Annotated in this window: 17 protein-coding genes; 12 read left to right on the plus strand and 5 right to left on the minus strand. The window is 75.6% G+C overall.

Annotated elements, in window-relative coordinates; all coding sequences use genetic code 11:
- The first annotated feature begins 1 nt into the window (after position 1).
- From ccrA to BJ971_RS11995, 8 genes are read left to right on the plus strand one after another with little or no spacing between them, the layout of a single operon-like run.
- Complete coding sequence (gene ccrA, locus BJ971_RS11960; protein ID WP_184992509.1) at positions 2–1342, plus strand: crotonyl-CoA carboxylase/reductase; 1341 nt, start codon at positions 2–4, stop codon at positions 1340–1342.
- A complete protein-coding gene (locus BJ971_RS11965) occupies positions 1339–2844 on the plus strand; it encodes an amino acid adenylation domain-containing protein (protein WP_184992511.1) in 1506 nt (501 codons plus the stop codon). The genes ccrA and BJ971_RS11965 overlap by 4 nt, the downstream gene beginning before the upstream one ends.
- Positions 2837–3061, plus strand: a complete 225-nt coding sequence (locus BJ971_RS11970) for a phosphopantetheine-binding protein (protein WP_184992513.1) — start codon at positions 2837–2839, stop codon at positions 3059–3061. The genes BJ971_RS11965 and BJ971_RS11970 overlap by 8 nt, the downstream gene beginning before the upstream one ends.
- Entirely contained in the window at positions 3048–4283 is a 1236-nt protein-coding gene (locus BJ971_RS11975) for an MFS transporter (RefSeq protein WP_184992515.1), read from the plus strand. The genes BJ971_RS11970 and BJ971_RS11975 overlap by 14 nt, the downstream gene beginning before the upstream one ends.
- A gap of 8 nt (positions 4284–4291) precedes the next feature.
- Entirely contained in the window at positions 4292–6133 is a 1842-nt protein-coding gene (gene asnB / locus BJ971_RS11980; RefSeq protein ID WP_184992517.1) for an asparagine synthase (glutamine-hydrolyzing), read from the plus strand.
- Complete coding sequence (locus BJ971_RS11985; protein ID WP_184992519.1) at positions 6130–11517, plus strand: non-ribosomal peptide synthetase; 5388 nt, start codon at positions 6130–6132, stop codon at positions 11515–11517. The genes asnB and BJ971_RS11985 overlap by 4 nt, the downstream gene beginning before the upstream one ends.
- Positions 11514–12434, plus strand: coding sequence for a diiron oxygenase (locus tag BJ971_RS11990; RefSeq protein WP_184992521.1), 921 nt, complete (start codon positions 11514–11516; stop codon positions 12432–12434). The genes BJ971_RS11985 and BJ971_RS11990 overlap by 4 nt, the downstream gene beginning before the upstream one ends.
- Entirely contained in the window at positions 12431–14902 is a 2472-nt protein-coding gene (locus BJ971_RS11995; RefSeq protein ID WP_184992523.1) for a condensation domain-containing protein, read from the plus strand. Before BJ971_RS11990 ends, BJ971_RS11995 begins: the two co-directional genes overlap by 4 nt.
- 9 nt (positions 14903–14911) lie before the next feature.
- On the opposite strand, the gene BJ971_RS12000 is transcribed toward BJ971_RS11995, so the two are convergent.
- Positions 14912–16135, minus strand: coding sequence for a helix-turn-helix domain-containing protein (locus BJ971_RS12000; RefSeq protein WP_184992525.1), 1224 nt, complete (start codon positions 16133–16135; stop codon positions 14912–14914).
- Between the two features lie 246 nt (positions 16136–16381).
- On the opposite strand from BJ971_RS12000, the gene BJ971_RS12005 reads away from it, so the two are divergent.
- Both BJ971_RS12005 and BJ971_RS12010 read left to right on the plus strand, forming a co-directional pair.
- Positions 16382–16612: a helix-turn-helix domain-containing protein gene (locus BJ971_RS12005; RefSeq protein ID WP_184992527.1), complete on the plus strand. Its 231-nt coding sequence runs from the start codon at positions 16382–16384 to the stop codon at positions 16610–16612.
- Positions 16609–17178, plus strand: coding sequence for a hypothetical protein (locus BJ971_RS12010; protein WP_184992529.1), 570 nt, complete (start codon positions 16609–16611; stop codon positions 17176–17178). Before BJ971_RS12005 ends, BJ971_RS12010 begins: the two co-directional genes overlap by 4 nt.
- 21 nt (positions 17179–17199) lie before the next feature.
- Here the strand turns inward: BJ971_RS12010 and BJ971_RS12015 are convergent, their stop codons facing one another.
- The 4 genes from BJ971_RS12015 to BJ971_RS12030 all read right to left on the minus strand — a co-directional run bounded on the left by BJ971_RS12015 (position 17200) and on the right by BJ971_RS12030 (position 19809).
- Positions 17200–17967: a thioesterase II family protein gene (locus BJ971_RS12015; RefSeq protein ID WP_184992531.1), complete on the minus strand. Its 768-nt coding sequence runs from the start codon at positions 17965–17967 to the stop codon at positions 17200–17202.
- 65 nt (positions 17968–18032) lie between these two features.
- Entirely contained in the window at positions 18033–19058 is a 1026-nt protein-coding gene (locus BJ971_RS12020; RefSeq protein ID WP_184992533.1) for a helix-turn-helix transcriptional regulator, read from the minus strand.
- Between the two features lie 138 nt (positions 19059–19196).
- Positions 19197–19514: a DUF3618 domain-containing protein gene (locus BJ971_RS12025; RefSeq protein ID WP_184992535.1), complete on the minus strand. Its 318-nt coding sequence runs from the start codon at positions 19512–19514 to the stop codon at positions 19197–19199.
- A gap of 115 nt (positions 19515–19629) precedes the next feature.
- Positions 19630–19809, minus strand: coding sequence for a YegP family protein (locus BJ971_RS12030; RefSeq protein WP_184992537.1), 180 nt, complete (start codon positions 19807–19809; stop codon positions 19630–19632).
- A gap of 160 nt (positions 19810–19969) precedes the next feature.
- Between BJ971_RS12030 and BJ971_RS12035 the strand changes: the two genes are divergently transcribed.
- Both BJ971_RS12035 and BJ971_RS12040 read left to right on the plus strand, forming a co-directional pair.
- Positions 19970–20128: a hypothetical protein gene (locus BJ971_RS12035; RefSeq protein ID WP_184992539.1), complete on the plus strand. Its 159-nt coding sequence runs from the start codon at positions 19970–19972 to the stop codon at positions 20126–20128.
- Positions 20125–20397 (plus strand): DUF4235 domain-containing protein, encoded by a 273-nt coding sequence (locus tag BJ971_RS12040; protein ID WP_184992541.1) that lies wholly within the window; start codon positions 20125–20127, stop codon positions 20395–20397. Before BJ971_RS12035 ends, BJ971_RS12040 begins: the two co-directional genes overlap by 4 nt.
- The last annotated feature ends 10 nt before the right edge of the window (positions 20398–20407 follow it).

Consider the following 20407-nt stretch of genomic DNA (forward strand, 5'->3'; position numbering starts at 1 on the left):
CATGCCGGAGAAGTTGGTGGAGGCGGTGCGTGCCGACGCCGGTGCCCGCGCCATCCTGAACAGCCCGCTACCGGACTCGTATCGCGCGGCCTTCCTGCGGCGCGAGGACGAGGGCATCTTCGACGGCGCCGCGGACCGCGACGTGCGCCGCTCGATCCACATCGGTGACGTACCGATGCCCGAGCTGGCCCCGGACGAGGTGCTGGTCGCGGTCATGGCCGCCGCGGTCAACTACAACACCGTCTGGTCGGCCATGTTCCAGCCGCTGTCCACGTTCGGCTTCCTCGACCACTTCGCCCGGCAGGGCGGATGGGCCACCCGGCACCGCCGCGACTACCACGTGGTGGGTTCGGACGCCGCGGGCGTGGTGGTGCGTACCGGGTCCGCGGTACGGCACTGGTCGGTGGGGGACCGGGTGGTGGTTGCCGCGCCGTACATCGACGAGCAGGATCCCATGGCGCAGCGCGACGGCATGCTCTCGCATGACTTCCGCGCCTGGGGCTTCGAGACCAACTTCGGCGCGTTCGGCCAGTTCGCGGTCGCCAAGGCCACCCAGCTGATCGCCAAGCCGCGGCACCTTTCCTGGGAGGAGGCCGCCTGCAACACGCTCTGCCTCGGCACCGCGTACCGGATGCTGATCGGACCGGGCGGCGCGCGGATCAAGCTCGGCGACGTGGTGCTGGTCTGGGGCGCGGCGGGCGGGCTCGGCGCGTACGCCGTGCAGCTGTGCCGCCAGGCCGGCGCGATCACCGTGGGGGTTGTCGGCTCGACGGACAAGGCCGACCTGCTCGACCGGCTCGGCTGCGACGTCGTCCTCAACCGCCACGACGTCGGCCTCACCGGCGACGAGGCCGACGGGGTCGACGAGTGGCGCGCACTGGGCACGGCCATCCGCAAGCACACCGGCGAGGACCCGCACGTCGCGTTCGAGCACGTCGGGCGGGCGACGTTCGCCGCGTCGGTGTACGTCGTGCGGCGCGGCGGAACGGTGGTCACCTGCGGATCGAGCAGCGGGTACGACCACCGCTACGACAACCGGCACCTGTGGATGAAGCTCAAGCGGGTGATCGGCAGCCACGGCGCCAACGCGCAGGAGTCGGTGGAGGCCAACCGGCTGGTCGCACTGGGCCGGATCGTGCCGACCCTGTCGCGCACCTTCGGCCTCGACGCCGCCGCCGAGGCGACCCGGCTGGTGCAGACCAACGCGCACGAGGGCAAGGTCGGCGTGCTCTGCCTGGCCGAGCGGGAGGGCCTCGGCATCGAGGACGAGGCGCTGCGTGCCCGGGTCGGCGAGGACCGGCTGCGCCTGTTCCGTGACCACGCCGCCCGGCGGCCGTCGTGAACCGGACCGTGCCCGGTGTCTTCGCCGAGCGGGTCGCGCGGGCACCGGACGCGGTCGCCGTGTCCTGCGGCGACCGGCGGCTCAGCTACGCCGAGCTGGACGCCTGGGCCGGCGACGTGGCGCGGCGCCTGGCCGCGCGCGGCGTGCGCCCCGGCAACCGGGTCGGTGTTGCCGTCCGGCGCTCGGCCGACCTGGTCGCCGCCCTGCTGGGCGTACTCACCGCCGGCGCCGCGTACGTCCCGGTCGAGGTGGGCGACCCGTTCCGCCGGCGGGCCGCGCTGCTGGCCGACGCCGGGGTGACCGTGCTGCTGGCGGACGAGGCGGCGGAGAAGGAGGTCGAGCGGCACGGCCTGCCCGTCGTGCCGGCCGCCCGGCGCCGCGCGGCCGGCGCCGCGCCGGGCGCCACCGCCGGCCCGTCCGACCCGGCCTACCTGCTGTACACATCGGGCTCCACCGGCGAGCCCAAGGCCGTCGTCGTCGAGCACCACAGCATCGTGAACCTGGTCGTCGACCCCGGGTACGTGCGGATCACCCCCGCCGACCGGGTGCTGCACCTCGCGCCGGTCGCGTTCGACGCCGCCACCTTCGAGATCTGGGCGCCGCTGCTCAACGGCGCCCGGCTGGTGGTCGCGCCGCCCGGCCCGCCGCTCGCCGAGGAGATCGAGAACCTGGTCCACGAGCAGGGAATCACCGTGCTCTGGCTGACCGCCGCGCTCTTCCACCGGCAGATCGACGAGCGGCCGGACACGTTCCGCGGCGGCCTGCGTACGGTCATCGCCGGCGGCGACGTGCTGTCGCCCGGCCACGTCGGCCGGCTCCTCGCGCACGCGCCCGGCCTGGCGGTCGTCAACGGGTACGGCCCGACCGAGGCCACCACGTTCGCCTGCACCCACCGGGTCACCGCGGCCGACGTCGCGCCCGGGCCGATCCCGATCGGACGGCCGATCCGCGACGTCACCGCCGAGGTCCGCGACGCCGCCGGCCGGCCGGTCGCCGACGGGGTGACCGGCGAGCTGTGGATCGGCGGCGAGGGGGTGGCGCGCGGCTACTGGCGGCGGCCCGCGCTGACCGCGGCGGCGTTCGTCCGCGACCCGGCCGACGGTGCGGTCCGCTACCGCACCGGTGACCTGGCCCGGCGCCGGTCCGACGGCGTTCTCGAGTTCCTCGGCCGGGCCGACGGCCAGTTCAAGCTGCGCGGGTACCGGGTCGAGCCCGGCGAGATCGAGAGCGCGCTGGCCGGTCATCCGGCGGTGCGGGAGGCGGCCGTCGCGGTGCGCGCCAACCAGCACGGCGATCCGCGGCTCGTCGCGTACGTGGTGCCCCGCGGGCCGGAGCCGGTCGACCGGCGCGGGCTGCGCGACCACCTCAGCGACCGGCTGCCCCGCCACCTGGTGCCGGCGGTCTTCGTGGTCGTCGCCCGGCTACCCCTCACCACCAACGGGAAAGTCGACCGCGGTGCCCTGCCGACGCCGCGGTGGCAGAGAAAGGACACCTATGTCTGAGATCCTGCTGCGCCTGTGGCGCGAGTCGCTTGGCGTCGCCGACGCGGGACCCGACGACGACTTCTTCGAGCTCGGCGGCGACTCGCTGGTCGCCACCCAGCTCGTCGCCCGGCTGCGCGAGGAGCTGGGCGTCGCCGTCACCCTGCTCACCGTCTTCGAGAACCCCACCGTCGCCGAGCTCGCCCTGGAACTGGAGCCGGCGGTTGTCACGCCCTGAGTACCGGCGCAACGTCCGGCTGTGGGTCGCGGGCACCGGCATCTCGGTCGCCGGCGACGCCGCGCTGTCGGTGGCGCTCTCGGTCTGGGTCAAGGAGCTGACCGGCTCCAACGGCCAGGCCGGCCTCGCCTTCCTCGCGTTTCTGGCGCCGCGGCTGCTCACCCCGTTCACCGCGGTGCTGGCCGACCGGCTGCGCCGCCGGCCGCTGGTGGTGGTCCTCAACCTGCTCCTCGCCGCCTGGGTCAGCCTGGCCCTGCTGGTCGACGGCCCGGCCGGCGTGCCGCTGCTCTACCTGGTGCTGTTCGGCGTCGGCCTCGGCACCGGGCTGCATCACGCGGCCGGCACCGCCCTGCTGACCCGGCTGGTGCCCGCCGAGCGGCTCGGCGCCACCAACGCGGTGCTGCGCACCGCGCAGGAGGTCGGCCTGCTGGTCGCGCCCGCGGTGGGCACGGCGCTCTACGTGGCGTTCGGCGCCCGTGCGGTCGCCGCCCTCGACGCGGCGACCTTCGTGCTGTGCGCCGCGCTGGTCGCGGCCGTGCGGGTGCACGAGCCCCGGCCGGAGCCGCGGCGGGGAAGCCGCTGGGCCGAGCTGACCGCGGGCCTGGTCCACGTGGCCGGCACCGCCGGCATCCGGCGGGTGGTGCTCGCGATGGGCGGCGCCCTGCTCGTCTTCGGCTTCTTCGAGTCGATCGTCTTCGCGGTCGTCGACGAGGGGCTGCACCGGCCCGCCGCCTTCCTCGGGGTGCTCGCCACCGTGAAGGGCGCCGGCTCGGTCGCCGGCGGGCTGCTGGCGGTGCGGATCGTGCGGGGGCTGCCGGCGGGCGGCGAGGCCCGGTTGACCGTGCTCGGCCTGGGCCTGCTCGGCCTCGGGTCGGCCGTGATGCTGCTCCCGGCGGTTCCGGCGGTGCTCGCCGGTGCCGCGGTGGTGGGGCTCGGCATCCCGATGGCGATCGTCGGCCTGTTCACCGTCGCCCAGCAGCACACCCCGCCGCACCTGCAGGGCCGGGTGGCCGGCGCGGCCGGCACGCTCGTGACCGCGCCGCAGGTGGCCTCGGTGGCCGTCGGCGCCGTGCTGATCGGCTGGGTCGACTTCCGCGTCCTGCTCGCGGTCGTCGCCGCGACCGTTCTCCTGGCGGCCGGCTGCCTCGCGGCACGGACCCGCACCGGCCGGGCCGCCGACACCGGCGTGCTGCCGGAAGACCTGCCGACCAAGGTGAGCTGAGGTAGCCGATGTGTGGAATCGCGGGAATCCTGGCCTTTGACGGAGCCGCCACGGGCGAGGAGGTCCGTGCCGCGATGGCGGCGTCGCTGGACCGCCGCGGCCCGGATTCCGGTGGCGTGTGGCAGGACGAATACGTCACCCTGATCTTCCGCCGGCTCGCCGTCATCGACCTGGCCGGCGGCGGCCAGCCGATGGTGGCCGAGGAGGACGGACGGGTCCTCGCGGTGCTGAATTACACCGGCGAGGTCTTCAACTTCGCCGAGCTGCGCGACGATCTGCGGCGGCGCGGGCACCGTTTCCGTACCCGCAGCGACACCGAGGTGGTGCTGCGCGCGTACCTGGAATGGGGCGCGGCCTGCGCCGAGCGGCTGGTCGGCATGTTCGCCTTCGCCGTCTGGGACGCGCGCACCCGGGAGCTGCTGCTGATCCGCGACCGGTTCGGCATCTACCCGCTCTACTACCACCGCACCCCGCACGGGGTGATCTTCGGCTCCGAGCCGAAGGCGGTGCTGGCGCACCCGGACGTGCCGGCCGTGGTGGACCTCGACGGCCTGCGCGAGGTGCTGTCCTTCGCACCGATGCCCGGCCGCGGCGTCTACCGGGACGTGCCCGAGGTCGAGCCGGGCCAGATAGTCCGGTTCGGAGTGGGCGGGATGACCGCCACCCGCTACTGGCGGCTGACCGCGCGGCCGCACACCGACGACCTGCCGGCCACCGTGGCCCGGGTCCGGGAACTGCTCGAGGACAGCGTCGCCGGGCAGCTCGTGTCCGACGTGCCGATCTGCGTGCAGCTCTCCGGCGGCCTCGACTCCAGCGTGGTCGCCGCGCTGGCCGCCCGGGCGCTGCGGGAGCGGGACGGAAGCACGCTGCGCACCTTCTCGATCGACTTCGAGGGACACGTCCAGCGGTTCCGGGCCGGCGAGATGTACGGCGACCCCGACGCGCCATACGTCGCCGAGATGGTCCGCCGGCTCGGCAGCGACCACACCGAGGTGGTGGTCGGCTCCGGCGACCTGCTCGACGAGCGGGTCCGCGCCGGTGTGGTGCGCGCCCTCGACATGCCGGCGCCGGCCGGCGAGATGTACACCTCGCTCTACCTGCTCAGCGAGCACATCCGCGGACACTCGACGGTGACCATGACCGGCGACGCGGCGGACGAGTTGTTCGGCGGCTACCGGTGGTTCCACGAGGGCTGGTACCGCGACCGCGACGCGTTCCCCTGGCTGGCCGCGTCGCACCGGATGGAGATGCTCACCGGCCTGCTCCACCGGGACCTGGTCGCCGACCTCGGGCTCGAGGAGCACCAGCGCGACCACTACCATGCCGCGCTGGCCGAGGTGCCGCGGCTGCCGGGCGAGACCGGCCTGGACCGCCGGATCCGGGAGATCACCTACCTCAACCTCACCCGGTACCTGCGGGTCATCCTCGACCGCAAGGACCGGATGGGCATGGCCTCCGCGCTGGAGGGCCGGGTGCCGTTCCTCGACCACCGGCTCGTCGAGTACGTGTTCAACGTGCCCTGGGCGATGCGCAGCTTCGACGGCCGGGAGAAGAGCCTGCTGCGGGCGGCCGCGCGCGACCTGCTGCCGGAGGCCGTGCTGCGGCGTACCAAGGCGCCGTTCCCGTCCACACAGGACCCGGCGTACGCGCGCGGCCTGCGCGCCCGGCTCGCCGCCATCCTGGACGACGACCGCTCGCCGGTACGCCCGCTGCTCGACCTGCGCCGCGCCGAGGCGGTGCTGCACACGCCCGACCACGGCGCCCGCTCCGGCGTCACCCGGCTCAGCCTCGACCTCGCCGTCCAGCTCGACCACTGGCTCACCGGCAACGCCGTCGAGCTGGTCCGATGACGACGATGACGGTGCCGCTGGCCCCGGCGCAGCGCGGCATCTACCTGCTGCACAGCCTCGACACCGGGAGCGCCGCCTACCACGTACCGATCGCGCTGCGGGTCCGCGGCCCGCTGCGCCGCGCCGCCCTCCAGGACGCGGTCGACGCGCTGACCGCGCGGCATCAGGCGCTGCGTACCACGTTCGAGGAGCGCGACGGCGAGCCCGTCCAGGTGGTGCGCGCCGGGCCCGGCGCGCCCCGGGTGCCGGTGCGCTGGGCGGCCGGCCCGGCGCCGGATCTCGCGGCGGCCTCCCGCGCGGTCGTGGCCGCCGCGGCCGAGCCGTTCGATCTGCGGCGGGGACCGCTGTGGCGGGTGGACGTGGTGCCCGCCGCATCCGGCGACCACGCGGTGATGTTCGCCTTCCACCACCTCGTGCTCGACGAGGTGTCGGCCGGCGTGCTGGCCCGGGATCTGCGGACCGCCTACCGCGACCCGGCGGCACTGCGCGCGGTCCCGCCGGGCCGGGAGTACGCCGACTGCTGCCGGAGCCTGCAAGGCGGGCCCGACCCGGCCGCGATGGACTACTGGCGTGCCCGGCTCGGCGGGCGGCCGCCCGGCCTGCTGCCGCACGACGACGTCGAACCGGCCGGGCGGCTGTTCCACGGTGACCGGGTGCCGATCGCCGTCGACCCGGCCGTCGCCGGGCGGCTCGGTGCGTTCTGCGCGGCGCAGCGGATCTCGCCGTTCATGCTGTTCCACGCGGCGCTCACCGCGCTGCTGCACGGCTGGACCGGGCAGAACCGGCTCGCGGTCGGCACCCCGATGGGCGGCCGCGGCGACCCGGCGTACGCCGAGACGGTCGGCTTCTTCCAGAACACCGTCGTCCTTGACTGCGAGGTCGACCCGGCGCAGAACGTCCGCGGCCTGCTCAGGTCGGTCCGGCGTACGGTGCTCGAGGCCGCGCAGCACCGGGACGCGCCGTTCGAGGCCGTCGTCGCCGCGGTCCGGCCGGTCCGCGAGGCCACCCGCAACCCGTTGTTCCAGGCGGCGCTGGTCTACCAGCGGGTCAAGGTCGAGCAGGACTGGACCCTGGACGGGCTGGCCGTCGAGCCGCTGCCGTTCGACTGGCCTGCCGCGCACTTCGACCTGACCCTGACCCTCGTGCACGAGGGCGGGGTGCTCCACGGCGACCTGGCCTACGACACCGGCCGGTTCCGCCGCGCGACCGTCGAGGGGCTGGCCGCCGCCTTCCCGCGACTGCTCGCCGCGATGGTCGCCGATCCGGACCGCACGCTGGCCGACCTGCCCCTGCCGCCGCCGGCATCGCCGCCGCCCGCGCCGCGCCCGCGCCGTCCCGCCGGCGACGGCCCGGTCGAACGGCGCCTCTGCGAGCTGTTCGGCGAGGTGCTCGGCGTCGACGGCGTCGAGCCCGGCGACGACTTCTTCGACCTGGGCGGGCACTCGCTGCTCGCCGGGCGGCTGATCGGCCGGGTCCGCGCCGGCCTGCGCGCCGAACTCTCGCTGCGCGACCTGTTCGAGGAGCCGACCGCGGCCGGCCTGGCCGGGCGGCTGCGGTCCGCAGGCGAACCGCCGACGCGCCGGCCGGACTCCGGGCCGGTGCCGCTCTCCGACGCCCAGCGCGGGCTCTGGTACCTGCACCGGCTGGCGGGCCCGGACCCAGCCTACAACGTGCCGCTGGTGCTCCGCTTCCCGTCCGGTGTCGACCGGGCCGCGCTGCGCGCCGCGCTCGTCGACGTCGTCACCCGCCACGAGCCACTGCGGACCGTCGTCCGGGAGGCCGGCGGCGAGCCGTGCCAGGTCGTCCTACGCCCGGATCAAGCGGCGCCGGACCTGCCGGTCACCGCGACGGACGAGGACCGCCTGACGGGCCTGCTCGCCGGCGCGGCCCGGTTCGCGTTCGACCTGGCCGCTCACGCCCCGATCCGGGCCCGGCTGTTCGCCCTGCCGGGCGGTGTCGACGTGCTCCTGTTGCTGCTGCACCACATCGCCGCCGACGGCCGGTCGCTCGGTCCGCTGGGCCGTGACCTGGGCCGCGCCTACCGGGCCCGGCGCGCCGGCGCCGCACCGGACTGGCCGCCGCTGCCGGTGCGGTACGCCGACTACACCCGGTGGCAGCGCGAGCGCCTCGGCGACGTCGCCGACCCGGCGAGCCTGGCCGGGCGGCAGGCGGCCTACTGGCGGTCGGCGCTGTCCGGCCTGCCGGCGGCACCGGCGCTGCCCGCCGACCGGCCGCGGCCCGCCGCGGCCTCGTACCGCGGGGCCACCGTGGAGGTCGACTGGGACGCCGGCCTGCACCGCGCCGTCGCGGCGCTGGCCCGTCGCCACGACAGCACAGTGATCATGGTGCTGCACGGCGCGCTGGCGGCGCTGCTGTGCCGCATGGGCGCGGGCGAGGACATCCCGATCGGCGTGCCCAGCGCGGGCCGCGCCGACGAGGCCCTCGACGACCTGGTCGGCTACTTCGTGAACACCCTGGTGCTGCGGACCGACCTGACCGGTGACCCGGCCTTCGCCGACCTGCTCGGCCGGGTGCGTGACACCGCGCTGGCCGGGTACGCACACCAGGACCTGCCGTTCGACCTGGTGGTCGACGCGGTCAACCCGGTGCGGTCGCCCGGCCGCCAACCGCTGTTCGACGTCATGCTCAGCGTCCAGCGCGAGGTGGCGGGCGACCTGCCGCTGCCCGGGGTGCCGACCGTGCTCGGCCGGACCGACAGCGGATCGGCCAAGTTCGACCTGTCGCTGAACCTTCAGGAGTTCCACGACCGGGACGGCGCGCCCGCCGGCATCCGCGGCGGGATCGAGTACGCCACCGGCCTTTACGACCGGGCCACCGCCGAGGCGCTGCGCGACCGGCTCGCGCGGGTCCTGCGGGAGGTGAGCGCCGACCCGCTCCGGAGGGTCGGCGATCTCGAACTGCTCGGCCCGGCGGAGCGGCGGGCGCTGCTGTCCGGCGGCAGCCCGCCCGGCTGCCGGCACAGCCCGGCAACGCTGCCGCGGATGGTGGAGCGGCAGGTCGCGCGGACGCCCGGCGCGACCGCCGTCCGGCACGGCACCGCCGCCGTGTCCTACCGGGAGCTGAACCGGCGCGCCAACCGGCTGGCCCGGTGGTTGATCGCCCGCGGCGTCGGCCCGGAGGACCGCGTGGTGCTCGCCCTGCCACCGTCGATCGACCTGGTCGTCGCGCTGCTGGCCGTCAGCAAGGCCGGTGGCGCCTACGTGCCGGTCGATCCGGCCGTTGTCCGCCGCGTGGTCGCCGAGGTACGCCCCGCCCTCGTCCTGACCGACGTCCCGGATGGCCCGGGCGGCCCGGACGACGGCGATGTCCGCGACGAGGAACGGCGCGCGCCGCTCTCGGTGGACAACGCCGCCTACGTCATCCTCACCTCCGGGTCGACCGGCCGGCCCAAGGGCGTCGTGGTGCAGCACCGGTCGCTGGCCCGCTACCTGCGGTACGCCGCCGAGGCCTATCCCGGCGTGCACGGCGACGCGCTCGTACCGTCACCGGCGTCGTTCGACCTGACCGTCACCGGGCTGCTCACCCCGCTCGTGACCGGCGGCACCGTGCGCGTCGGCGACCTCGACGGTGCGGGTACCCCGCCGTCCTTCCTCAAGATCACACCGAGTCACCTGCCGCTGCTGGCCGCCTCCGGCCGGGACGCGCCGACCGTCGACCTGGTCGTCGGCGGCGAGGCGCTGCGCGGCGAGCAGCTGCGCGACTGGCGCGCGCGGCATCCCGGCGCCGCGGTGATCAACGAGTACGGGCCGACCGAGACCACGGTGGGCTGCGCGGCGTATCGGCTGGCACCCGGGCAGCCGACCCCCGAGGGGCCGGTACCGATCGGACGGCCGGTCGCCGGCGGCCGGGTCTACGTCCTCGACCGGCGGCTGCGGCCCCAGCCGGCCGGCGTGACGGGCGAGCTGTACCTCGGCGGCGACCTGGTCGCCCGCGGCTACCTCGGTCTCGCGGGCCCGACCGCGGAGCGGTTCGTCGCCGACCCGTTCGGGCCGCCCGGAGCCCGGATGTACCGGTCCGGCGACCTCGGCCGGTGGAACCACGCCGGCCTGCTGGAGTACCAGGGGCGGTCGGACACCCAGCTGAAGATCCGCGGCGTCCGGGTGGAGCCGGGTGAGGTGGAGGCGGCGCTCACCGGGCACGACCGGGTCGGCGCGGCCGCGGTGATCGCCGGCGACGACACCCGGCTTGTCGCGTACATAGTCACGAGCGGCACCGTCACCGACCGTGAGCTGCGCACCCACCTCGCCGACCGCCTGCATCGGCAGCTCGTGCCGTCCGCCTTCGTCCGCCTCGGCGCGCTGCCGCTCACCCCGAACGGCAAGCTCGACCACCGGGCCCTGCCCGCCCCCGCGGGCGTTCCACCGGTGGGCCGCCCCGCCGCGACCCCCGCCGAGCGCACGCTGAGCAGGTTGTTCGCCGAGGTGCTCGGCGCCGGCGAGGTGGGCGCCGAGCAGAGCTTCTTCGACCTGGGCGGGCATTCGCTGCTGGCCGTCCGGCTGGCCGCGCGGATATCCGAGGAGTTCGGCCGCGGCGTTCCGCTCGGCCGGCTGATCGCGCTGCCGACCGTGGCCGAGCTCGCCGTCGAGCTCGGCCGCCCGGTGGCGACCGGCGGCGTCCACCTGCTGCGCGAGGGCGACCGCGGGCCCGCGATCGTGCTGGTCCATCCGGTCGGCGGGACGGTGTCCTGCTATCGCGACCTGGTCCGGGAGCTGCCCGCCGGCGGATGCGTCGCCGGCTGCGAGAACCCGCCCGGCACCCACCCGCCGGACGGGTCGCTGACGGCGCTCGCCCGGCGGCACGCCGCAGCGCTTGACGAGTTGCTGCCCGAGGGCGAGCTGGTGCTCGCCGGCTGGTCGGTGGGCGGCGTCGTGGCGTACGAGATGGCGGCCCAGCTCGTGGCGCGCGGGCGCCGGGTGGCCGGGCTCGCGCTGCTGGACTCAGTGGCCGTCCGCACCAGCGCGGACCGCGCGGAGGTCACCGCCGGCGCGGACCGCCTGCGGGCGCTGCCCGGCGAGCCGGACTCCGCCGGTGCCGCCGCGCTGCTGGCCGGCTACGGCGTGGACGCCGCCGCGCTGCGTGACCTGCCCGCGCCGGACGCGGCGCGGCTGCTGGGCGGCTGGGCGGACCTGCTCGACCTGGTGGCCGGGCACGAGCCGGTGCCGCTGGCGGTGCCGGCGTGGCTCTTCACCGGCACGGACAACCCGGCCGGGCTACCGGAGCGGATCGTCGCCGGCTGGCAACCGCTGGCGCCGGACCTGACCGTGGTACCGGTCGCCGGCGACCACCACACCCTGCTCCGGCCGCCCTCGGTACGCGCGGTGGCCGCCCGGCTGGCCGGGCTCATGGCGGGGGAGCGGCGATGAGCGACCCGATGCGCGGCTGGTACGACGACGCGGCCGTCCGCGGGCAGCGGCGGCGCATCCTGCACGAGGACCGCGAGCGCGGGCTCGTGCTGTTCCCCGAGAAGGAGATCCCCTATCTGGGGCACGAGGCGGTCGTCGCACTGGCGCCCGCCGCGCGGGACGCGCTCGTCGCCCGCCACCTCTACCAGTACCTGCTGTACACCGTCCACCTCGAGACCAAGGTGGTGAACCGGGGAGTGGCGATGGTGGCCAACGACGAGGCCGACTACGCCATCGCCCCGCAGACCCGCCTCGACGCGTTCAAGATCTATTGCGACGAGGGCTACCACGCCATGTTCAACCTGGACGTCGTCCAGCAGATCGAGCGGGCCACCGGCGTCGCGTCCCTGCCGTACGACTTCCGCCCGCGCCTCGACCGGCTGGACCACACCGCCCACCGCTTCTTCCCGGAGCATCCGCGCCTCGGGCGGCTGCTACAGGTCGCCGTGTTCGAGACGGTGGTGACCGCGACGCTTGCCGACCTGCCGCGCGACCCCACCGTCTACCGGGTGGTGCGCGACGTGGTCGGCGACCACGCCCGGGACGAGGCACACCACCACGCGTTCTTCGTGCGCTTCTTCCGGGAGACCTGGACGCACCTGACCGCCGGTCAGCGCGTCGCGGTGGCCCGCGCCCTGCCGCATCTGATCGACGACTGCCTGCGCCCGGACGTCGCCACGATCCGGCGGTCGCTGATCGCGGCCGGACTTCCGGCACCGGTCGCCGCCGACGTGGTCGCGGACTGCTACGCCGAGCCGGCGGTGCGCGCGGTGATCCGCCGGTCCGCCCGGCACACCCTCGCGCTGGCCGACAGCGTCGGCGCCCTCGACCTGCCGGGCGTGCGGGACATCGTGGGCGAGCTCGGGCTGGCGCGGTGACCGGCCCGCCGCTGTCGCCGGGGCAGCTGGCCATCTGGTACGAGGAGCAGCTGCGGACCGGCTTCAGCAACACCGGCTACTTCGCCGCGACCATCGCGGGCGACCTCGCCGAGGAGGTCGTCGCCCGGGCCTGCCGGGCGATCGTCGGCCGGCACCCGGCGCTGCGCACGCTGGTGGCCGTCACCGGCGGCCGGCCGGCGCTGTCGCCGCGGCCGGCGGACGCCGGCATCGCATACGAGATGGTGCCGCTGCCCTGCCCACCGGGCGGCGAACGGGCCGCGGTGCGCGCCTGGCGGGCCACGTCCGGCAAGCTGGCCTTCGACCTGACCGCGGAGCCGCCGATCGCGTTCACGCTGCTGCGGCACGGGCCCGGCCGGCGGACCCTGCTCGTGGTGGTGCACCACATCTGCTTCGACGGCCGGTCGAAATTCGTCTTCGCCCGGGAGTTCACCGGCGCCCTGCGCGCGCTGTCGGCCGGCCTGCCGTTCGATCCGCCGCCGGTGCCGTCCCCGTCCTGGCCCGGCGAGTCCGCGGAGCTGATCGGCGAGGCGGCCGGCTACTGGGCCGGCATCGTGCCGGACTGCCCGCCGCTCGTGCTGCCACTCGCCGAGCACCCGTCCGGCGCGGCGCCCTCGGCCGCGGCGTCGCTGGGCGCGGCGCCCTCGGCCGCGGCGTCGCTGCGCGCGGCGCCCTCGGCCCCGGCTTGCCTGCGCGCGGCGCCGGAGTTCACGGTCGGCGCCGAGCAGCGGCGGCGTCTCGCCGGGCTCGCCGCCGACGGCGGGACCACGTTGTTCGGCGGCCTGCTCGCGGTGCTGGCCGCCCAGTTGCACGCCTACGGCAACGAGCGCGCGGTGCTCAGCGTGCCGGTCGACGTGAGCACCGCCGGGACGCGGGACCTGATCGGCCCGGCAGTCAACGTCGTGCCGGTGGCGCTCGACCTGCCGCGGGCCGCCACGTTCCGGTCGCTGCTCGCCGCGTCGGCCGCCGCGGGCGCGACCATCAAACGGTACCGGCGGGTGCCGTTCCGCGAGCTCGCCGCCGGCCGGCCCTGGTCGGCCGGCGCGCGGGCACTCTTCGCCCAACTCTCGCTGTCCTGGCTCCGGCTGCCGGCCGAGCTGCCCGAGGTGCCCGGCCTCGATGTCGCCTGGGACTTCGTCGCCCCCAACACCGCGCCGACCTTCGCGTGTGCGATCCAGGCCCGCGACGCGGGCGACCACCTGGTCCTGCGGTTCGACCACGCGGGCGCGTCGCTGGACTCCGCCGCGGCGGACGAGATGGCCGCCCTGTTCCGGGAGACCACCGCGGCCGTGCTCGCCGCCCCGGACCGGCCACTGTCCGGCCCGGACCGTCCGCCCAGCGCGAGGCCGCCGGACCGTCCGCCCAGCGCGAGGCCGCCGGACCGGCCGTTGTCCGGCCCGGACCGTCCGCCCAGCGCGAAGCCGCCGGACGAGCCGATGTCCGGGCCGGACCGGCGGCGCCGCCGGGCGACCCGCGTGGCGACGACGCCGTGGCGCGGGTGCCCGGACGGCCCGGAGATCGACCCGCGGGTCGCGGCGGTGGCCGGGCCGTGCGGCACGCTCACCTACGGCGAACTGTCGGGCTTCACCGTCGAGGGCGAGGTCGATCTGCCCGGGCTGGCCCGTGCGCTCGGCCTGAGCCCCGCGCCCGGCGCCTGCGACGTGCCGGCCGCCGTCCTGCGCTGGCAGGCGGCGATGCTCGCGCCGGTGCGGACCCTGGCCGACCCCGGCTCGCCCGGATTCTGGCGCGCGGCCCTGCTCACCTGGGCGGCCGGCGGGACGCTCCAGCTACCGCCGGGCGTCCGGGGTGTCACCACCGTCGTCGCGCCCTACCGGTTCGCGCGGCGCCTGCTGGCCACCGGCCCGCCGACCGCGCTGCGGGACGTCGTCGTGCCGGTCGACGAGCTGCTGCCCGCGGCCGAGCTGGGCGCGCTGGTCCGCGCCGGGGTGCGCCTGCACGCCGAATACGCACCCGGCACCGGCGGTACCGTCGCCATGGGCGAGATCACCGCGGCGGAGCTCACGGGCCACCTCGCCCCGGCGCTGACCCGGTTCGCGCCGGGCGCGGCCGTCGAGATCCGCGGCCCGAACGGGCGCCGGCTGCCGCGCTGCGTACCGGGGGAGATCGTGGTCGCCGACAGGCCGGCGACCGGAGACCTCGGCTGGGTCGACCGCGCGGGCTCGCTGCGGCCGCGCGGACCGCTGCGCGGCGTGCTGCGCCGGGCGGGCCGGGCCCTGAACGCCCTGGACGTCGAGCGGCGCCTGGCGAGCCACCCGGCGGTCGCCGACGTGGTGGTCACCGTCGGCGCCGGGGAACCGGTCGCGTACGTCGTGCCGCGCTCTCCCGGGCTGGACGCCGGGCGGCTGCGGCGTCACCTGCGCGGATTCCCGGCCGCCGGCGAGCTGCGACTCGCCCGGATCGAGCTGGTCGCCGCGCTGCCCGCCGGCTGAGGCCCGCCGTCAACCGGCGCGCCGCACCGCCGCGTCCGGCTCGGACAGCCCGCCCGCGGCGACGAACGCCCGCAGGTGCGACGGCACCCAGTACCGGTACGGGCCGGACCGGTCGACGAGCAGCAGCGAGGAGTCGACCAGGTCGGCGAGGATACCCATCGCCTCCACCGTGCCGAACTCGCCCTCGACCGCGACCGGCCCGGGCAGCCGGGCCAGCCGGTGCAGGACCGCGCGGTGCCGCTCGTCCAGCAGGTCCAGGCTCCAGCGCAGGCTCGCCGCGAGGGTCCGCTGGTGCGGCAGCCCCGCGAAGTCGTCCTGGCCGAGCAGCAGCACCGCCTGCCCGCCGGCGAGCAGCGTGGGCAGCGACACCATCCGCAGCCGGTGCGCCGCGAACTCGATGAGCCGGGGCAGCCCGTCGAGGTACCGGCACAGCTGGGCGACCCGCGCCGCCTCGCCGGACAGGTCAAGGCTCGGGCAGCCGGCCCGGACCCGGTCGATGACCAGCTCGGCCGCCGCCGGCTCGGGCAGCGGCTCGATGTCCCAGATGCAGGCGTCGGGCAGCCGCGGCGGGCGCCGCGTGGTGATCACTATGTGCAGCTCGGCGTCCTCGCCGAGCAGCCGCTCCACCAGCCGCGTCGTGGCCTCCGGCAGGTGCTCGGCATGGTCGAGGACCAGGAGCCGGTGCCGGCCGGTCGCCTCCGGGTCGGCGCCGAGCAGCTCGCCGACGGTGTTCGCCAGAAGCTCCATCGTGGAGTCCAGCGGGCGATCGCGCTCGGCCGGGATCCGGCCCAGCTCGGCGACGAACACGCCGTCCGGGAACCGGTGGCCCAGCTGCCCGGCCACCGCGAGCGCGATCCGCGACTTGCCCACCCCGCCGGGGCCGGTGACCACCACCACGCGGTTGACGGCGACCCGGCTCGTCAGCTCCGCGGCGTCGGTGTCGCGCCCGATCAGCGAGGTGCGCGGCGGCCGGGCACCGCGCCAGACCAGCCCGCCGGACTCGGCGAGCCGGGTCCACTCGACGGCGACGCCCAGCGCCGGCCGGCCTGGCCCGGCACTCGGCTCCGGGCCGAGGGCGTTCAGGAGCATCTCGATCGAGCTGCGGCGCGGCGCCTGTATCTGGCCGCGTTCCAGGTTCCGGATGGTGCGCACGCTGATCCCGGAGAGCTCCGACAGCTCCTCCTGGGTGAGTCCACGCTGGAGGCGCAGGCGTAGCAACCGGTTGCTGATCACCTCGACCACCTTCCCTTCGCCGCCTACCTGACGCCATCGCCGGGTGTGGTGTCGAGATCGCGGGGCGATCCTCTGCGCAGTTGCGCACCGCCGGCGGAGGGCGGTTGCGCAAGTGTGCAACCGCCGCCGGACAAGGTCTGGCGACGGAACCGGGCCCGTGGCTTACTGGTGCGGCAATGTGGGGCGAGCACAGACATCGAGACAGACGGGCAGGTCCAGCGTGCGCCGAGGCTACGGTGACCGCCGATGGTGCTGACCCCGCGGGAGCAGAGCATCGTGACGCTGCTGGCGGCCGGCCTGAGCGAGGAGGCGGTGGCGGCCGAGCTGGGGCTCAGCCGCCGCACCGTCTCCTACACGCTGCGCGCCGTCATGGACCGCCTCGGCGTGGAGAACCGGTTCCAGCTCGCCCTTGTCCTCGGCGCCGCGTACGCGATCGCGCCACCCACCAAGCCCCGAACCGAGGAGGAGGAATCGTGATGTGGTCCAAGGTGCGCAGTTCGATCGCTCTCGTGGCGGTCCTCGTGGTCGTGCTGGCTCCCGCGAGCGCCGCGCACGCGGATCCGCCGCCGGTGCCCTTCACCCTGGCGTCCTGCGCGACCAGCGACCGGCTGGCGCCGAGCACGACCAGGAACCAGTACTACATCCTGCTCGACGGGCAGGCCACCGCCTGCGCCCCGACCGCGGCGGACGGCGGGATCCGGTTCGCCGTCTACCCGGCGGGCGTGTCCGCCGGCACCGCGCCCGGCTACCTGGTACGGCTATTCGGCCCGGCGCCGGTCCGGGCGTACCGGGTGGCGGCGGTGCGCGCCGTCGCCGGCGAGTACGGGGTCTGCCTGCTGGCCGGCGAGAACGTGCGGGTGTCCTGCTATCAGGTCCGGGTCGTCGGATCGGGGATGACCGCATACTCCACCGTCCAGCCGCTTGCCGTCAGCGCGCCGCTGGTTAACAAGGACGTGGTCCTGGAGGCATACATCGGCGCCGACTACCCGATGGTCATGCAGTCCGACGGGGACACCACGAACGGCTGCGGTACCTGCTTCTGACCGTGGCCCACCGGCCGGACGTCACCGCCGGTCGGTGGGCAGCACGCCGGGAAGCAGGCCGCGGATCGCGGCGAGCATGGCGCCGGGGTCGGCGTGCGGGAACGAGTGGCCGCCCCGCATCGTGGTCACGCTGAACGCACCGGCCGCGCAGCGTCGCCAGTGTCCGAGCTGGTCCGGGGGCGTGATGTCGTCGTCCAGCCCGCCGAAGACGTGCAGCGGGCAGCGCAGCGCCGGCGGGTCGGTGACCAGGTACGACTCGGCGTACCGCAGGTCGGCCCGGACGGCCTGGAGGATCGTCTCGAGGAAGCTCGGATAGTCCAGCAGCTCGGCCGGGAGCCCGCCGTTCGCGGTCAGCCATCCGCGCAGGGCCGGTTCGTCCTTGTCGGACATGGTGCGCAGCGAGGCGACGTGCGGCGCCCGCGAGCCGGAGACGACAAGGGCGAGGGGCGCCCGCAGGCCGTGCGCCTCGACCCGGCGCGCCACCTCGTACGCGAGCGACCCGCCGAGGCTGTGCCCGACCAGGACGTACGGCATCGACAGCTCCGGCCGCAGGCCCTGGAACAGGTCGTCGGCCAGCGTGGCCACCTCGGGCGGCAACGGCTCGTCCTGCCGGGTGCCGCGGCCGGGCAGCTCGACCGGCGCCAGCTCGACGCCGGCGGGCAGGTGCCGCCGCCAGCCGGCGAACGCGCCCGCCCCGGCGCCCGCCTGCGGCACGCAGATCAGCCGCAGCCCGGCGGGGCCGGCGCTGTGGCGGCCGACGATCCACGGATTCCGCGCACTCGTATCCATGCCGGTCAGCGTGTCAGGGCCGGTGCCGCCGGTGCCAGGCAACGCGGCGGCAGCTAGCAGGCAACTCAGGCCGGATCGACGGGAACCGCCGACGGGAGCGGCACCGCGCGTGCGGCGCCGAGCACCAGGGCGAGCTGGAAGCGGTTCTCCACGCCCAGGCGGTCCATCAGCGCGCGCACGGCGTAGACGACGGTGCGGCGGCTGAGGCCGAGATCGGCGGCCGCCGCCTCCTCGCTCAGGCCGGCGGCGAGCAATGCCACGATCTTCTGTTCGCGGGCGGTGAGCACGATCGGTGGTTCCTCCCGGCCGCGTGGGTCCTGAGCGGTGTTCCAGATCCGGTAGAAGAGCTGGGTGAGGTGGGCGATGGCGTCCGGGTCGTCGATCTCGACGGCACCCTCGTCGAACCTGACCGGGTCGACCGGGAACAGCGCGCTGCGGCGGTCGAACACCATGAGCTTGAGCGGCAGCGCCGCGGCCTGCCGGTGCTCGCCGCCGTTGACGAACGGCGGGTCCTGCCTGCCGTCGCGCGGTATCAGGCCCAGCGTGCGCAGCCGGACGCCGCGGGCAACCAGCGCCCGGTCGAGCGGGCTGGCGGCGGCGGCCGCGTCCGCGGTGATGACGTCCTCGGTGTTGATGGCGAGGTGCTCGTGCCGCTCGGCGGCCACCAGATCGGCGATCCGGGACCGGGCCGCGGCCCGGCTGGGCAACCGTTGCACGGTGACCGGGGGCAGGCTGTCCAGGTGCAGGCCGGCGACCACGGCCAGGTGCCGCCGGTGCTGGTCGCTGATCCGCACCGGTGCCCGCAGCCGGTGCATCCGGGACAGCACCAGGTCGGCGGCGACCGCGCTCCACCGGCCGTCGTCGCGCCGGGCCGGGTGCACCGCGCCGGCGCCGACCAGTTCTTCGAGCGCGCGGTCGACCCGGGGCACCACCACGCCGAGCCTGCCGGCCAGCTGCTGCCGGGTGGCCGGACCGGCCAGCGCGAGGCTCCGGTAGATCAGGTCCGCGTGCGGGGACAGCCCCCAGCGGCCGAGCGCCGGCAGCACGGGCGCCCGCTGCCCCAACTCCATGGTTCGTTGCCCGTCCCGCATGGGTCCTCCCAGCAATGCCCGCGTAACCGGTCGCGGTGCGCTGGTTGCACACTTGCGCAGCCGGACCCCCGGGGGCAAGGCGCACGCCGGCCGGCGTTGCACATCTGCGCAACGCCGGCCGTGTCGTCGCTACCGGGCTCAGCGGCGCAGGAAGCCGGGCAGCCAGCGGTTGCGCGCCGCCCGGGCCTTCGCCGCGCGACGGCGGCGGAGGAAAACGGCCACGGCACCGGCGGCGGTGAGCGCGCCCGCCACGCCCGCCGTCACCCGCGCGGGCCGGCCACGGACGGCCCGCGGCGCCCGCTCCCGAACCTGCGACAGGGCACCGCGGACGCGTTCCCGGGGATGCGCCCTGGCGGCGAGCGCGGTGACGGTGTCGCCGAGCCCGGCACGGTTCCGTTCGATCTCCGATCGGGTGTCGCCCGGCACAACACCGCTGGTGTAGTTGGTCGTCGTCATGTCTGTCTCCTCACGATCGAGTCGTATCCGCCTGCTTTGCCCGCACCGGGAACGTCGCTAACCTGACCCGGGCGTTCATTCACGCCATCGGGCCGGTCCCGCGCCGCGCGGCGGACTATTCGGCGGTGGTGTCGTCGACCGTTGCCGACCCCGCGCGCTGCTGGATCGACGTGATCGTGTCGAGCGCCGAGCCCTTGCGGGTGTATGACTCGCTGGTCGCGACGACCTGGCCGTTGCTGGCGACGAGGTTGAAGCGGAACTGCCCACTGGATGTCTTCTTCAGCACGAACTTCATCGTTGTACCTCCGGGAACGAGGGGGTTGAGCCCATCGGGTTCAGGTTCCAGGTGCCCGGTCCGGAGCGCGGCAAACGAAACGCATCGGCCGGGATCGCTGTTTGGCGCCGGCATGCGCGGGAACAGGACAGGTGCGAACAAATCTGGAGGAGGACCGGAAGTGTCCAGCAAGGCGGACATCGAAAGGCCGGTCCCGGACACCGGCGACCTGCAGCAGGGCACGGCCTGGTACGGCGCCCGCCGGGCGCCGCGCCGGCCCGTCGTGCCGGACGGGCCGTCGAACGGCGGCCGGCGACGGATTCACCGGAGGCAGTCATGACAAGGAAGACGACCAAGATCGCGTATCGGCCGGTCGGGTGGCTCGCCGGCGCCGCCGCGGGTGCGCTGGCCGGCCTGCTGTTCAAGCAGACGTGGAAGCTGGCTGGCAACGACGACGACGCGCCGAACGCCACCGACGAGGATCGTGGCTGGGGCGAGATCCTCGTCGCGGCCGCGCTACAGGGCGCGATCTTCGCGGCGGTCAAGGCCACCGTCGAGCGGGCCGGCGCCGCCGGCGTCCGCAGAGCGACGGGCGAATGGCCCGCCTGAGCACCCCCGC

Origin of the sequence: Amorphoplanes digitatis (genome assembly GCF_014205335.1) — a bacterium.
GTDB lineage: Bacteria > Actinomycetota > Actinomycetes > Mycobacteriales > Micromonosporaceae > Actinoplanes > Actinoplanes digitatus.